The following is a 12,939-nucleotide window of genomic DNA, read 5'->3' on the forward strand; positions in this document are numbered from 1 at the left end:
TCGTTCACAAAGGGACAGCAGGGAGGGCACGTCAGCCCACCTCGTTCTCCGCCACCGCCCGGCCGTGGACCACCACGTCGCCGCCGTAGAACATGCCGGTGAAGACCGGGCTGTACGTCAGCTGGACCTCGACCTCGACCTGCCGGGTGTCGGCGGCCACGCAGTGGGTCGCGGCGATGTCCGCGCCGGTCATGTCCATCTCGCGGGCGAATGCCTTCACGCGGGCGTCGCAGTTCTGGTAGTTGATCGGTGCCGGGCCGCCTACGTTGTCGTAGAGGGCTTCCTTGTCGATGTCCTGCGCGGCGTACCGCGCCGCCTGTTCCGCGATGTCGGCCGCCCGCTCCCGCTTGGAGATGGACAGGCCACCGTCGATGACGAACGCCGACAGCGCCAGGAAGACCAGCGCGAAGATGATCACCGCGCCCGCGCCGGAGCCCCGGTCGTCGAGGCGGGAGAGACGCCCCTGCCACCCCTGCTTCACGCCGACCTCCGGAACGGGTCCAGCGGGGAGCTGAAGGACGCCGACAGGGTCGTCGGGACGTCGAGGCCGAGCATCGCCAGGCCCCGCACCTGACAGCTGACCTCGACCGTGAAGATGGTGTCGGGTGCGAAGCCGGGGCTGGTCTGTACGACCGACACCGGGCCGGAGCAGACGTCCGCCAGGTCCGCCTCGGCGGCCTTGCGCGCCTCCGCCATGGCCGTGCCGTGGTCCTTCTGGATGGAACCCGCGCGCGCCGCGTCCCGCGCCGCGCCGTCGAGTGCCCCGCGCCCCTCGACCAGCTGCCCGAAGGCCACCAGCACCAGGATGAAGAGGATCATCACCGGGGCCAGGATCACGACCTCGACCGTGGACAGGCCCCGGTCGTCGCGCCGCAGATGTTCTCTCAGGGAGCGCATCTACCTCTCCCCCTCCCGCACGAACCGCTCCACCGGCCCCGCCGACTGCGCGTGCACGGTGAGGTCCAGCCCCGGGAACACCGTCGGAATGCGTGCCGAGATCTCCACGCCGACCGTGTTCTGTTCCGGCTGGAGCATCTTGACGTCCGGCGACAGCACCAGCTGCGGGCCGAGCTGGCGGATGTAGTCGTCGACCACGTCACGCGCCTTGCCCCGCCACGCGCCCGGCTCCTCGTGCGCCGTCGCACGCGCCTTGCGGGCGCCGGCCTGGGCGGCCGCCTGGGCCACGTGGTCGGCGAAGAAGTACAGCGCGAACTGCACCGTGGCGAAGATCATGAAGAACAGGACGGGGGTGAGCAGCACGAACTCGATCGCCGTCATACCCGAGTCGCCGCGGCCGGCCGTCGCCGTACGCGCGGCCGACACTCTGCGGCGCACCCATCTGCCCACGCCCACGTGCAACCCCGTCACCCCGTTGTGTCCGTACGACCCGTCCTGTCCGTACGACAGATCAGCAGGTCTTGCCCGCGTCCGCACCCTTGATGCAGTCGCCGACCTTGTTGGCGCCCTCGCTCAGCGCGGCGTTGATGATCGCGGCCACCACGCCGACGATCGCCACGACGACCGCGGAGATGATGACCCACTCGACCGCGGAGGCACCGCGGTCCAGCTCGCCGGAGCGGGCGCGCTCGACGCGGCCGCGCAGGAAGGTGACCAGGAAGTCCACGGCGGGGATGCCGGTGGAGAAGTTCCGTCCGTTCATGGTGAGTTGTCCTCTCGAAGTCCTGCCGAAGGCTGGCAAACGGTTGGCTGAAGGCTGTGTGCAGAGGTGAGACGTGTCAGACCTGGAACACCCGCATCGCCGCCGGGAAGATCAGGAACACCAAAAAGCCCGCGCACAGCAGCAGCTGGGCGACGAGCATCGACTGCGACTTCTCGCCCGCGCTGCCCTCGATCTCGGAGAGCTCGCGGTGGCGCATGGTCTCGGCGCGGGAGGCGAGCGACTCGCGGACCTTGGCGCCGTCGTCGGCGACCAGGGCCAGGGAGGCCGAGAGGTCCTTCAGCTCCTCCACGCCCAGTTCCTCACCGAGCGCTCCGAGCGCCTGCCACTGGCTGACACCCGTGATGCGGGCGTCGGCCAGGGCGTGCTTGATGCGCTGGTTGGCCCAGCCGTCGGAGATCTCCGCCGCCGCCATCAGCGCCTCCGGCAGACCCCGGCCGCCGGCCAGGCTCATCGACACCAGGTCGAGATACGCCCCGATGACGCGCCTGAGGTCACGCCGCTTGTCGGCGGCGTCGCGCCGTACCTCCAGATCGGGCAGGAAGAAGAACACCGCGCCGCACATCAGCGCCAGCCACACCGGGATGATCGGGCTGTGGCTGAACCCCAGCGTCCAGACCACCGCGAACAGGAACGGGCCGAAGAACAGGCCCGCCACCCCGAGCAGCGCCTTGGTCGCCAGGAACTTCTCCCAGCTGCGGTCCAGCACCGCCAGGTCCGCGCGCAGCGAGCGCTGCTCCCAGCCCTGCTGAAGGTAGAACTCCGAGACCCGCGCGCCGACTTGGGCCCGCAGCGACCCGAGTCGCCCGGTCGTCTCCTGGGCCCGCGTCTGCGTCTCGTACGCCGAGCCGCGCGCCCGCATCGCGTCGATCCGCGCGACCTGCTGCAGCGCGCTGCGCCTGCTCGGCATCAGGGCGCGGACGAGGGCGTAGACACCCAGGCCGAGGACCACGCCGACCAGGATCGGCATCGTGAGGTTCACCGGCGTACCCCTTCCTCCTGCTGCTGCACGGGCGTGCGGGGACGGACGAACTGCACCGACGACTCGTCGCGCACCAGGAAGCGCTCGGGCGTGTCGATGGTGGACAGCTTGCGCAGCCACCAGAAGCCGAGCGCGAACAGACCGCACACGCAGGCGAGGACGAGCTGGCCGACCGGTGAGCCGTAGGGGGAGACGAAGTCCCGGTTGAAGATGGCCAGGCCCAGGACGAAGGCGACGGACACCGCTACGACGATCTGGACCGAGCGGCGGGTCGAGGAGCGCTGCGCCATCACGCGCTGGCGCATGTCGACCTCCTCGCGGGCCGACTTGGCGAGCGCGCCGAGCACTTGGCGCAGTCCGGGGCCGCGCAGCCGGGCGTTGAGGATGAGGGCCGCGACGATGATGTCGGCGGAGGCGTCGTCGATCTCGTCGGCGAGCAGCTGCAGCGCGTCCGGCAGCGGGGTGCGGGAGCGCAGCCGGTCGACGAGGGCGTCCAGGTGGGGCCGCAGGGCGGGGGCGGCGGCGCGTGCGGACGCCGGGATGGCCTGTTCCAGGCCGACCGCGCCGGCGATGGTGTCGCGCAGCGACTCCGTCCAGGAGGCGAGGGCCTCCACCCGGCGCATGGCGGCACGTTCCTCCGCCGCGCCGCCGAAGAGGCGGTCCCAGAAGAAGACGAGGACGGCCGCGGCGGCGCCGGCCACGACCCAGCGGGTCAGCAGCAGCACGGCCAGGCCGACGATGACGGCGAGCGAACCGCGCTGCCCGGCGAACCGGATCAGCTCGTTCGCGCGCTCGCTCGCTTGTCGCTTCTCGTGCTCTGGCTTCGCGGGCAGACCGCGGATCGCCAGCATGAGCAGCGCCAGTCCGCCGCCGACGGCGACGCCGCAGCCGAGGGCGTACAGGACGGTCGTGGAGAACAGCCCGCCCATCGCGCCGAGCGAACCGAGGGCCATGGTGGTCGTCATGCCGCTCACCCCCACGTTCCGTGCGGCTGGTAGCCGTGTGCGATCAGGTCCTCCAGGCAGGCGATGGGCGCATGCGGTACGACGCGGGCGTCGGGGGCCTCGGCGAACACCTCGCTGGACAGCACGCGCCCGTCGACGCCGTTGACCTCGCGCACGGAGGTGACCATGCGCTGCAGGCGGCCGCCCGACTGGTAGTTGTTGCGCCGCTGGATGAAGACGACGAAGTTCACCGCGCCCGCGATGAGCATCTGGCTGGCCTCGATGGGCAGCCGCTCGTTGGCCTGCAGGGCGTAGGTGGAGATGCGGTTGAACACCTCGTGCGAGCTGTTGGCGTGGATCGTGGACAGCGAGCCGTCGTTGCCCTGCGACATCGCGTTCAGCATGGTGACGATCTCGTCGCCGAGGACCTCGCCGACGATGACCCGGGAGGGGTTCATACGCAGTGAGCGGCGGACGAGTTCTGCCATGGAGATGGCGCCCTGCCCCTCGGAGTTGGGCAGCCGCTCCTCGAACGCGACGACGTTGGGGTGGAGTTCGGGGAAGGTGTCCAGGCCCAGCTCCAGCGCGCGCTCCACGGTGATGAGGCGCTCGTGGGGCGGGATCTCGTTGGCGAGGGCGCGCAGCAGCGTCGTCTTGCCGGCGTTGGTCGCGCCCGCGATCATGATGTTCTTGCGGGCGCGGACCGCACACGCCAGGAAGTGCCCGAGCTCCGGGGTGAGGGTGCCGTTGCCGACCAGGTCGGAGATGAACACCTTGCCCATGCGGGCGCGCCGGATGGACAGCGCGGGCCGCCGGGCGACGTCCATGACGGCCGACAGACGCGAGCCGTCCGGCAGCCGCAGGTCGAGCTGCGGGTTCGCGGAGTCGAAGGGACGCGAGGACAGACCGGAGTACGCGCCGAGCACCTGGATCAGCTCGATGAGTTCCTCGTCGGTCTCGGCGACCGGCTCGCCCTTGGCCTCGCGGCCGTCGGCGTAGCCGATGAACACCTGGTCGCAGCCGTTGATGTCGATGTTCTCGACCTGCGGGTCGTCCAGCAGCGGCTGGAGCCGGCCGACGCCGAACAGCGCGGCGTGCACGGCCGCCGCGTACTGCTCCTCGGTCTCCGCGTCCAGCGGAGTACGGCCCGCGTTGATCTCCGCGCGGGCGTACTCCTCGAGTATCTGGGCGATGACGGCGCGGGCGTACTGCCGCTCGTCCTCACTGGACATCGGTGTGACGCCGCTCGCCTGGTCCAGGCGCCGCTGCTCGGCGATGCGGTCACCGGCGTCCTGCCGGAACCGCTTGACCAACTGGTGGTCGACAGCGGTCATCGCCCGGCCCCCGCGTGCCCGTTCATCTGGCCGTTCGCGGGTACGGACCAGGCGGCGCCGTAACTCTGGTAGAGGTCGGCGGTGACCTTGCGGGCCGAGCGGATCAGCAGCGACTTGTCGAGACGGCCGCGCCGGCGGCCGGCGAGCTGCTCGGCGCCGGCCGGGTCGTCGGCGATGGTGCCGACCACCCGGGCGCCGGTCTGCGCGTGGACGAGCATGTCGTTGACCTGATTGACCAGCTTGCCCGCGTTGCCCGGGTCGGCGACCAGGACGACGCCGATCACCGGGTTCGCCAGGCTCGCGGCACCGCGCGGCCCGCCGTGCAGCTTGGCGGCGAGGGCCGCGGCCCGGTCCCGGACGCGGGCCAGGGACTCGGCCTCGGTCCGGGCAATCAGCAGCACCAGCGCGGCGTGCGGGAACAGTTCGACGGCCGGGGTGTCCCCGCTGATGCGGCCGCAGTCGGCGATGACGTCGGCGGGGGCGTGCGGGGAGTCGGCGAGCGAGGCGAAGGCGTGCCCGAGGGTCGGCCACAGGCCGGTCAGGCCGGCGGCCTGCTCGGCGACACCGAGGCCGACGAGCACCTCCAGGCCGCCACTGAGCGGCTGGACGTGGTCCCACAGCTGGTCGGGGACGAGGCCGCGGCGCGCGGTCGCGGCGATCGACAGCATGCCGAGGTTCGGGTTGAGCGGTCCGCCGTGCGCGGCGGCACTGCGGTAGACGAGGTCACCGCCGGCCGGGTCGGACTCGGCCAGCAGCACGCGCCGCGGCCAGACCGCGGCGAGCGCGACGGCCGCGGTGGTGACGCCGGGGGAACCCTTGTCGGCGGCGAGGGCGATGAGGGCCATGGGTCGGGTGCCGCCTTCTAGTTGCCGGGAACGCGCACGATGGCGACCGCGTTCGCCGAGGCGGCACGCGCCACGGCAGCGGCGTCCGCCTGGTCGACGAGGAGCGTCAGCGAGAGGTTGCCGGTGCTGACGGTGGCGTCGCTGCTGTCCTTGACGTTGTTGACGAGCGCGTTCGGCACGAGCGGGCCGCCGCCGGAGGACGACGAGGAGGAACCGGTGCCGGTCTTGCCGGAGGAGGTGGAGCCGGAGGCGTCGACGTTGTAGACGGCCACGTGGTCGCCGGACTTGATGTCGGAGGGGTACTGGCCCTCCTTCAGCGCGACACCCACGGAGGCCTTGCCGGCGGGAAGCTCGGCCGTGGCGGCGAACATGTCACCGACGACGACCGTGCCCGCGTAGATCGTGGTCTTGGCCTTGAGCTTCTTCAGGGAGTCCAGCTGCGTCCACTTGACGTAGTGGATGCTGTCGTCGTCGGCGACCATCACGGAGGTGGTGTTGTCGCTGCTGACGGACTCACCGGGCTGGATGTCCTTGGTCACCTTGACGACCTCGATCCGGTCGCCGGCGCGCAGCACGAGCATCGTCGCCCCCAGCGCGCCCACCAGGATCAGCAGCACGGCCAGCGCCGCGAGCGCCGGCTTGCGCTCCCGCGGCGGCGTGGGAAGCCGGTTACCGACCGACGGCTGAGCCGGAGCCGCGGAACGTCCCGCGCCCGCCCCCGTACGCTCCTGGATCTTCACGCAACCGCTCCCCGTACACCCAAGCTGTTGTCGGCCAACTGCTTTGAATTCATTGCAATCCGGACATTTCGCCAGAGACCCACGCGATCTACGGAGATCCCACGAGACCTACCGAGATCGACCGAGACCCACCGAGACCGCGCGTTTAACCGGCGCGAGGGCGAGTGTCAAGCGATCGCACGGTATCAGCCGGGCATATGGCTCTCAAGGCGAGCCCAACCCCCTGTAACACAGCAACACCTGCTTGTGCTTCCGCAACCACAGCCGCGTGACCGGCCGATGAACATGAGGCCACGCCCACCCCACCCCCTGTGCGGCCGCGAATCCGCGAGGGAGACAAGCGATCCGACGCCCGCGGCCATGGGCGGCTCTTTGTTACCGGCCGCGCATCATTCCTGCACGGTTCACTCACAGGGGGACGGATCGGGCATGCCATGATCTGATGCCCATGACGAAGAAGCGAGCCGCGCTGACCACCGCCGCCCTCTCCGCCTTCTGCCTGACGGCCCTCACCGCCTGCTCCGGCGGCGACTCGGACGCGCCCGACAAGCCCAGCGCCTCGACCTCGCCGACCCGGCAGGCCGACCCGGCGACGCGGCTGACGCAGCTGATGGTGACGCCGGCCGAGGTCGGCGGCCACCCGGTCAAGGTGGTCAGTGACGACTTCCTCTTCGCCGCATCTCCCAGTGAGGTCACCCTCGACAAGGCCGCCTGCGCGCCCCTGGCGTACGCGATGAACCAACTCCCGTTGGGCAAGCCGCTGGCCAACCTCACGCGGGTCGTCTCGACCGGGAGGACGAACGACGCGGCCACCTACATCACCCTCGCGACGTACGCCCCCGGCGGTTCCGCGTCGCCCCTGACGGACCTGGCCAAGGCGGCCACCACCTGCCACGGTGGCTTCACAGCCAAGGCGAAGAACAGCAGCAGCACCTACACCTCCGTCGCCGCCGAACAGCCCACGGCCCCGGCGGGGGACCAGACGGTCGCCTTCAAGTCCACGATTGCCGTCGGCGGCGTCACCCACACCCTGCATACCGAGGCGGTACGCGCCGGAGACGTCGTGGCGGTGTACTTCTCGGTGAACGGCATGGCCATTGCCAACGGGAGGCCGAGTGACGCAAAGCTGACGCCGGCGGTGGTGAACGCTCAGAACGCCAGAATTCGATGAGCGCGACCGTCGAGAGTTACGAGCTGGACTACCGGCAGACCCCGCCCGCCGTGGTCCGCCGCACCGTCCCGGACGGCGGGGACCGTACGGCCCTGTGGCTGCACCACCTGCCCGGCCCGCCGTCCGGACCGCATCCGCACCGCTCCTCCCGCGAGTTCCAGCTCACCGCCGACAACGGGGCGTCGGTCGCGCGCGTGGTCACCGAACAGCCGCTGGGCTCGCGCCTGACCGGCCGCCCCGGCGTCTACCGGGTAGAGGACTCCTACGGCGCGCCCCTCGCCCGCATCACCGTCCTCCGTCGCCGGGTGGGCCGACTGCGCTGGAAGGTCGAACCAGTCAACGGACCCGTCCTGCAGGGCTACAAGGGCCGCGTGGCGTGGTGGGCCGTGTGGTGACCACTGGGCCTGCCGCTGAGCCTGCTGTTCCTCGTCACGACCCTGCTGGGCGACGGCGACGGCGGCTTCCGCGCACCCCGCCGCGTCACCTGGCGCGACGCCTCGAGGCGGGCACACATCGTGTTCCGCGGATTCTCCGACGAGTACGCGGTCCGGGCACCCGGCTGGGACCCCCGTCTGATCGCCGCCCTCGCGGCCCTGCACCAGTCCTTCGACCCGGCGGACGCGGCGGGCGCCTTGGGCTGGTATGCGGGGTAGGCGGTGACAGGGCTGCGGTGCAGGACGGACACCGAGACGGACGGCACTGTGCGCTGACCGGGCCGGTGGGCCCCGACGCCACGCAAGTCCCGCTTCGTCCCGGTACGCAGGAAACATCGCTCTGGCGAAACCAGCAACCACGCCGATACCGTCTGTGCTCTTGACGGAACATCTGTCTCACGGGGAGTTCACTGTGAAGCGCCGCACTTTGCCCGTTGCTGCCGCGCTCGCCGCGACCGCAGCCATGCTGCTGACGGCCTGCGGCGGCGACGGGAAGTCCAAGGTCAACGACAAGATCGCCGGGGCGGACACCGGTGACGCCTCGGCGTCAGCAACACCGAGCGAGACCGCGGGCGGTCCGGCCGACCGACCGACGTTCACCTTCCCCACGGGGGCCGAGAACCAGTTCGAGAACTGGAAGACCGGCGACCCCGCCAAGGATGCGGTGCTCTCCGACGTGAGCCAGACGGTGAACGCGGTCGACGACGCGATCTTCAAGGGTGACGCGAACTCCGCCGGGGTCGCCTATTACCGTCAGGGCAAGGCGCTTGTCAGTGCGCAGAAGTGGATTCAGGCATGGCTGGACCAGGACCTCACGTGGACGGGGGTCACTCGCTACTACCAGCCGAACGTGAAGGTGGCCGACCAGGACACCGCCGCTGTGGTCTACTGCGCGAACGACAGCAAGGCCTTCAACAAGAATCGCAAGACAGGGAAGGTCGACAGGTCGCCCTCGGGTGAGAGTCCGTACATCACCTACAGCACGCGGCTGAAGAAGAACAGCAAGGGTGTCTGGCAGACGACGGACGTGATCTCGAAGAGGGGGGACAGGACATGCGCGCCCTGACCCGCAGTGCGGTCGTCATAGGTGCGGCGGCGGTCGCCTTCGCCGTACTCACCGGAACCGCCGAAGCCAGCAAGGGCCCCGGTGCCTCCGAGACCGAGATCGACAGCGGTGGCGGCAGATCTGGCAACACCCTCACGTCCAGGATCACGTACTCCGGCTCCACCGCGGGCGGTGGCGGCGGGAGCAGAACCTCGCAGGTCACTCCCGTGGGCAATTGGACCCCGCCCGCCTGCTGGTACGAGCCGCGAAGTGCCGACGAGTTCTCCAAGTACGTGGAGGACATGTACAACGACACCATCAACACGCCCGGCCAGCACAGCTATGCCAAGGCGTCCGTCGGCATGTTCCGGAACGAGTACAAGGACGGCAAGTACAAGAACTACAACCTCGACAAGAAGGACGAGGGCAATTGGTGGGTCGCGGTCGTCGACCAGGACCGGTGGATGGAGCCGGAAGCCCAGCTCTGCGACGAGCAGCCCTTCTGGGTGGAGAACGGCGACACACCGCCCGTCCAGAACGCCGTGAGCCCGAAGGTGCTCGCCGAACTCGCCTACAACCGCATCAAGTTGCCGACTACGAACGTCTCACTGGCGCCGGCAGAGATCACCAAGGTCAACCTCCCCACCTGGGCCTGGCTCGATCAGGCCGCGTTCAAGCCGGTCTCGGTCACCGCGGCCCTCGACGTGGGCGGTCTCCACATCCAGGCGACGACCACCGCCAAGCCGGTCTCACTCAAACTCGAACCCGGAACACCTGACGCGGAGACCTACCCGGCCTCCGGCGAGTGCACCTTCGACGGTGGTTCGATCGGAGAGCCGTACGCCAAGGGGAAGGCGAACAAGACACCGCCCTGCGGCATCAAGTACCTGCGCTCCTCAGGCAACGGCAGCTACCAGCTCCGCGCCACGGTGACCTGGGAGATCACCTGGACGGGCACAGGCAACCCGACGCCGACCCGACTGCCCGACGGAACCTTCGGCAACGCCCAGGCCGTGACGGTGCAGGAAGTGCAGTCGATCAACAGGTAAGGGCACTGACGAACACATGGGCAAGGCGGCCAAGCAGGGCGACCCCTGCTTCACTGCGGTACGAGCGCAGCCTCAAGGGGCGGGATGCCGCCGGCAAGACGGAGACGAAGTACCGGAGCGTCTTCGGCTGTCTGATCTTCCTCGGCTTCGCGGGTGCCATCGCCCTGTTTGCGGTCCTGGATCGCTTCTTGGGCGACGGCACTTACCGGTGGGCCGCCGCCCACTGGCCCGGAGGCGCGTCGTGGGCCCCGGCCTCGCCGTAAGCGCGTGGTACTGCCTCTACACCATGGGCTGGCAGTCCTCGAAAGAGCACATGGCTCGCACCCCCTCAAACGCCCGCCCGGCGGTGAGCTCACCCCCACCCAACGCACCCTCAACCGCGCCCTCGCCCAAGCACGAGCCCCCGTCGAACGCGGCATAGCACGACTGAAGCCCTGGCAGATCTTCCGCAGGGCTCGCATCAGCCCCAACCGCATGACCGTCATCGCCAAAGCCGTCCTCACCCTGGAGAGAGGCAACGCTGAAAACGCTCAGTCGGCCAGCGGGATACGCAGGATCGGTCTGCCGTCGGCTGCCTGAAGTCGACCACACCGCACCGCTCCGCGGACGGCGCCTTCATCCCGGCGGAGCCATCGGGAGGCGGCACGGAAACCGCGCATGCCACGCCGCCTTCGCCTACGGGATACCGGCGTTCTCTCCGACTCCGGTCCCGGACGACCAGGGTGCGGCCGTCTCCGTGGATACGGGCATGACGCACGCGGTCGACGGCGTAGAAGGGCGCAGCGTGGCCGGGTGGCATGCGCCGAGGTATGGGCGGTGCCGGAAGCGGCGACCAGTTGATCGCCTTTCCCGTTCAGGTCGAAGACTTCCTCCGCCTGACCCAAGCCCTTCACATGCCCTTACGGCTCTTCCCTTTGCCCTTCTTGCGTAGTCTGCGCATCCGTTCTCTTTCCTGTGCCCGGCGTCGCTCGGTGCGGGTCGTGTGGACGCGGTACGTCGCCCAGCCCGCCAGTGCCACCGTCGCGACGCACACGGACAGGGCCGGGCCGGAGCCGGGGATGTACTCGCATCCCTCGCGAAACGAGGGGCAGTTGCGGCCGGGAAGGGCCGCCAGCAGGTACATCACCGGGCAGAAGGCGAGCGCGGTGCACACCGACACGCCGATCAGGCGCGCCGACCGCCGCAGTGGCGGTCCGCCCGAAGCCCTCTCGGAAAGCTTCCAGGCGGCAAGGGCGGCAGCCATCACGACCGCGCCGGAGACGATCCCGAAACCGACTGATGTGCCCAGACCGTCGAGCACGTCCGGTGCCGTCGTGCGGGCGAACCACTTCCCTGTCCGCAGGGCCAGGACGATCCCCGCGCCGACGCCGAGCACTGCAGCGGCTGTTGCCGCGACGGCCCCGGCCTTGAGGACTTCACGCATGTCGGTCAGGCCCAGTGCAGCGTTTCCGCGACCATGTCGAACAGCTGCACCATCTGGTCGGCGAGCGGGTCCACGGGCGTGGAGAAGTTCAGCATCAGCCAGCGTGCGGTGGCCGGGATCGGGACGTAGTAGGTGAGAGTCGTCGTGGGCATGGTGTTACCCAACTGGCTCACGGGGTCCGCCGCTTCCCTGCGGCGGACGCGGACGGCCTGGCCGGCAGCCGGGAGCGGGACCACGTCCACTTCGCCGCCCTTGGCATGACCGCCGCCCGCCAGGTGCTCGGCGAGTTCCTCCGCGTCGGAGGTGCGCGGCCACTCGTCCGGCGCCGGGACACTGACCAGCAGGGAGGAGGCGAGCGGCACCGGGCCCACGGTGAGCGTGGAGAGGTACAGCTCGGTTCCGCCGACGCGGTAAGCGTCCTTCGCCCTCCGCTGGAGGTCTTGCATGAACTCCTTCTTGAGGTGCGGCGCGTTGTCCACACCCCGGAAGGTCAGGTCACCGAGCGCCACGATGGAGCGGTCGCGCTCGTCCGGCGGATCGAGCGGGACCTGGAACCAGCCATCCGGCACGATGACGCGGTAGTCCGAGGGGGGCGAGGTGAACTGCTCCGCCGTCTTCATGCGGTCCCTCCGTCGGCCGGAGCGGTGCGGCCCCCGCTGGGGAGCAGATTGATCCGCATGGTCCGCACGGCCTCGTCGGCCAGTTCCGTGATCTCTTCGGTGAGAGCGATTTTCTCCCACGTCACCGTGACGACGATGAGCGTCTCCATCCCGGGCGGGAAGACGGCGTAGCGGACGAATTCCGTCAGCTTCCGGCCGAGCCCCAGCATGCGCTTGACCTTCAGCAGCGACTGCACCCGCACCGCCGGTCCGGCGGGCAGTTCGAGCCGGGTGATCTGCGGTTCCCCGGTGGATTCGCCGTTCGCCCATTGCAGCAGCTGCGGGGTGACCTCCTCGGCACTGGGCCGGGGCACGCCCTCGTCACCGTAACCGTCGACCATGAGGTTGGAGAGCGCCTCACCCGCCTCCGTGTAGTACGCCGCCGCCAGGACCGGGACGTCTTCATTGAGGTCGACTGCCCGCTCGACCATGTCGTCGAAGACCGCGCTCTTCTCGATTTCCAGACCGAGCGGATTGAGGCGATTCACCACCTCCGTGGCCAGCGCCTTGGCCTCCGCCTTGGTGCCGTCCTGAAGCGTCAGGTCGACCCAGCCGGGCTGGAACTCGAAGACACACTCGTAGATCTCGGCCAGCGGGGCGCCCTCGTTCGGTGGGGTCACGTCTCTTTCCTTTCA

General features: G+C 69.7%; 17 protein-coding genes and 1 pseudogene. 6 read left to right on the forward strand and 12 right to left on the reverse strand.

Annotated elements, in window-relative coordinates:
* Positions 1-31: 31 nt before the first annotated feature.
* The 9 genes from ACF1GV_RS27470 to ACF1GV_RS27510 all read right to left on the reverse strand — a co-directional run bounded on the left by ACF1GV_RS27470 (position 32) and on the right by ACF1GV_RS27510 (position 6,523).
* Positions 32-481: a TadE/TadG family type IV pilus assembly protein gene (locus tag ACF1GV_RS27470; RefSeq protein WP_391685602.1), complete on the reverse strand. Its 450-nt coding sequence runs from the start codon at positions 479-481 to the stop codon at positions 32-34.
* Positions 478-897 (reverse strand): TadE/TadG family type IV pilus assembly protein, encoded by a 420-nt coding sequence (locus ACF1GV_RS27475; protein WP_391685604.1) that lies wholly within the window; start codon positions 895-897, stop codon positions 478-480. The genes ACF1GV_RS27470 and ACF1GV_RS27475 overlap by 4 nt, the downstream gene beginning before the upstream one ends.
* Entirely contained in the window at positions 898-1,278 is a 381-nt protein-coding gene (locus tag ACF1GV_RS27480) for a TadE family protein (protein WP_391685778.1), read from the reverse strand.
* A gap of 130 nt (positions 1,279-1,408) precedes the next feature.
* Positions 1,409-1,660 carry a hypothetical protein gene (locus ACF1GV_RS27485; protein WP_103780267.1) on the reverse strand — a complete coding sequence of 84 codons (252 nt, stop codon included), beginning with the start codon at positions 1,658-1,660 and terminating at the stop codon, positions 1,409-1,411.
* Positions 1,661-1,736: 76 nt separating this feature from the next.
* A complete protein-coding gene (locus tag ACF1GV_RS27490; protein WP_391685606.1) occupies positions 1,737-2,660 on the reverse strand; it encodes a type II secretion system F family protein in 924 nt (307 codons plus the stop codon).
* Positions 2,657-3,589, reverse strand: coding sequence for a type II secretion system F family protein (locus ACF1GV_RS27495; RefSeq protein WP_391685780.1), 933 nt, complete (start codon positions 3,587-3,589; stop codon positions 2,657-2,659). Before ACF1GV_RS27495 ends, ACF1GV_RS27490 begins: the two co-directional genes overlap by 4 nt.
* Positions 3,590-3,630: 41 nt before the next feature.
* Positions 3,631-4,938, reverse strand: coding sequence for a CpaF family protein (locus tag ACF1GV_RS27500; protein ID WP_391685608.1), 1,308 nt, complete (start codon positions 4,936-4,938; stop codon positions 3,631-3,633).
* Complete coding sequence (locus tag ACF1GV_RS27505) at positions 4,935-5,783, reverse strand: hypothetical protein (protein WP_391685610.1); 849 nt, start codon at positions 5,781-5,783, stop codon at positions 4,935-4,937. Before ACF1GV_RS27505 ends, ACF1GV_RS27500 begins: the two co-directional genes overlap by 4 nt.
* A 17-nt stretch (positions 5,784-5,800) precedes the next feature.
* Positions 5,801-6,523 carry a hypothetical protein gene (locus ACF1GV_RS27510; protein ID WP_391685612.1) on the reverse strand — a complete coding sequence of 241 codons (723 nt, stop codon included), beginning with the start codon at positions 6,521-6,523 and terminating at the stop codon, positions 5,801-5,803.
* Between the two features lie 448 nt (positions 6,524-6,971).
* Here ACF1GV_RS27510 and ACF1GV_RS27515 point away from each other — a divergent pair, with 448 nt between their 5' ends.
* The 6 genes and pseudogenes from ACF1GV_RS27515 to ACF1GV_RS27540 form a co-directional block, all read left to right on the forward strand.
* Positions 6,972-7,694 (forward strand): hypothetical protein, encoded by a 723-nt coding sequence (locus ACF1GV_RS27515; protein WP_391685614.1) that lies wholly within the window; start codon positions 6,972-6,974, stop codon positions 7,692-7,694.
* The gene (locus ACF1GV_RS27520; RefSeq protein WP_391685616.1) at positions 7,691-8,089 is read left to right on the forward strand and encodes a hypothetical protein; all 399 of its coding nucleotides are present in this window, start codon (positions 7,691-7,693) and stop codon (positions 8,087-8,089) included. The genes ACF1GV_RS27515 and ACF1GV_RS27520 overlap by 4 nt, the downstream gene beginning before the upstream one ends.
* Positions 8,090-8,209: 120 nt before the next feature.
* A complete protein-coding gene (locus ACF1GV_RS27525; protein WP_391685618.1) occupies positions 8,210-8,347 on the forward strand; it encodes a hypothetical protein in 138 nt (45 codons plus the stop codon).
* A gap of 160 nt (positions 8,348-8,507) precedes the next feature.
* Positions 8,508-9,194 carry a hypothetical protein gene (locus ACF1GV_RS27530; protein ID WP_391685620.1) on the forward strand — a complete coding sequence of 229 codons (687 nt, stop codon included), beginning with the start codon at positions 8,508-8,510 and terminating at the stop codon, positions 9,192-9,194.
* Complete coding sequence (locus ACF1GV_RS27535) at positions 9,182-10,222, forward strand: hypothetical protein (protein WP_391685622.1); 1,041 nt, start codon at positions 9,182-9,184, stop codon at positions 10,220-10,222. Before ACF1GV_RS27530 ends, ACF1GV_RS27535 begins: the two co-directional genes overlap by 13 nt.
* Positions 10,223-10,549: 327 nt before the next feature.
* Positions 10,550-10,735, forward strand: a pseudogene (locus ACF1GV_RS27540) (transposase family protein); the annotation flags it as partial.
* 376 nt (positions 10,736-11,111) lie between these two features.
* Here ACF1GV_RS27540 and ACF1GV_RS27545 read toward each other — a convergent pair.
* Genes ACF1GV_RS27545 through ACF1GV_RS27555 form a run of 3 tightly spaced genes read right to left on the reverse strand, consistent with a single transcriptional unit; the run spans position 11,112 to position 12,924 of the window.
* The gene (locus tag ACF1GV_RS27545) at positions 11,112-11,645 is read right to left on the reverse strand and encodes a hypothetical protein (RefSeq protein ID WP_391685624.1); all 534 of its coding nucleotides are present in this window, start codon (positions 11,643-11,645) and stop codon (positions 11,112-11,114) included.
* Between the two features lie 5 nt (positions 11,646-11,650).
* Positions 11,651-12,265, reverse strand: coding sequence for a hypothetical protein (locus ACF1GV_RS27550; protein ID WP_391685626.1), 615 nt, complete (start codon positions 12,263-12,265; stop codon positions 11,651-11,653).
* Entirely contained in the window at positions 12,262-12,924 is a 663-nt protein-coding gene (locus tag ACF1GV_RS27555) for a hypothetical protein (RefSeq protein ID WP_391685628.1), read from the reverse strand. The genes ACF1GV_RS27550 and ACF1GV_RS27555 overlap by 4 nt, the downstream gene beginning before the upstream one ends.
* Between the last annotated feature and the right edge of the window lie 15 nt (positions 12,925-12,939).

The sequence above is a fragment of the Streptomyces sp. NPDC014006 genome (assembly GCF_043088925.1).
GTDB lineage: Bacteria > Actinomycetota > Actinomycetes > Streptomycetales > Streptomycetaceae > Streptomyces.

What these genes read in the sequence shown, in the direction of transcription:
- ACF1GV_RS27475 (WP_391685604.1), bottom strand. Translation starts at nt 897, where the DNA reads ATGCGCTCCCTGAGAGAACATCTGCGGCGCGACGACCGGGGCCTGTCC.
- ACF1GV_RS27480 (WP_391685778.1), bottom strand. Translation starts at nt 1,278, where the DNA reads ATGACGGCGATCGAGTTCGTGCTGCTCACCCCCGTCCTGTTCTTCATG.
- ACF1GV_RS27485 (WP_103780267.1), bottom strand. Translation starts at nt 1,660, where the DNA reads ATGAACGGACGGAACTTCTCCACCGGCATCCCCGCCGTGGACTTCCTG.
- ACF1GV_RS27495 (WP_391685780.1), bottom strand. Translation starts at nt 3,589, where the DNA reads ATGGGCGGGCTGTTCTCCACGACCGTCCTGTACGCCCTCGGCTGCGGC.
- ACF1GV_RS27500 (WP_391685608.1), bottom strand. Translation starts at nt 4,938, where the DNA reads ATGACCGCTGTCGACCACCAGTTGGTCAAGCGGTTCCGGCAGGACGCC.
- ACF1GV_RS27505 (WP_391685610.1), bottom strand. Translation starts at nt 5,783, where the DNA reads ATGGCCCTCATCGCCCTCGCCGCCGACAAGGGTTCCCCCGGCGTCACC.
- ACF1GV_RS27515 (WP_391685614.1), top strand. Translation starts at nt 6,972, where the DNA reads ATGACGAAGAAGCGAGCCGCGCTGACCACCGCCGCCCTCTCCGCCTTC.
- ACF1GV_RS27520 (WP_391685616.1), top strand. Translation starts at nt 7,691, where the DNA reads ATGAGCGCGACCGTCGAGAGTTACGAGCTGGACTACCGGCAGACCCCG.
- ACF1GV_RS27535 (WP_391685622.1), top strand. Translation starts at nt 9,182, where the DNA reads ATGCGCGCCCTGACCCGCAGTGCGGTCGTCATAGGTGCGGCGGCGGTC.
- ACF1GV_RS27545 (WP_391685624.1), bottom strand. Translation starts at nt 11,645, where the DNA reads ATGCGTGAAGTCCTCAAGGCCGGGGCCGTCGCGGCAACAGCCGCTGCA.
- ACF1GV_RS27550 (WP_391685626.1), bottom strand. Translation starts at nt 12,265, where the DNA reads ATGAAGACGGCGGAGCAGTTCACCTCGCCCCCCTCGGACTACCGCGTC.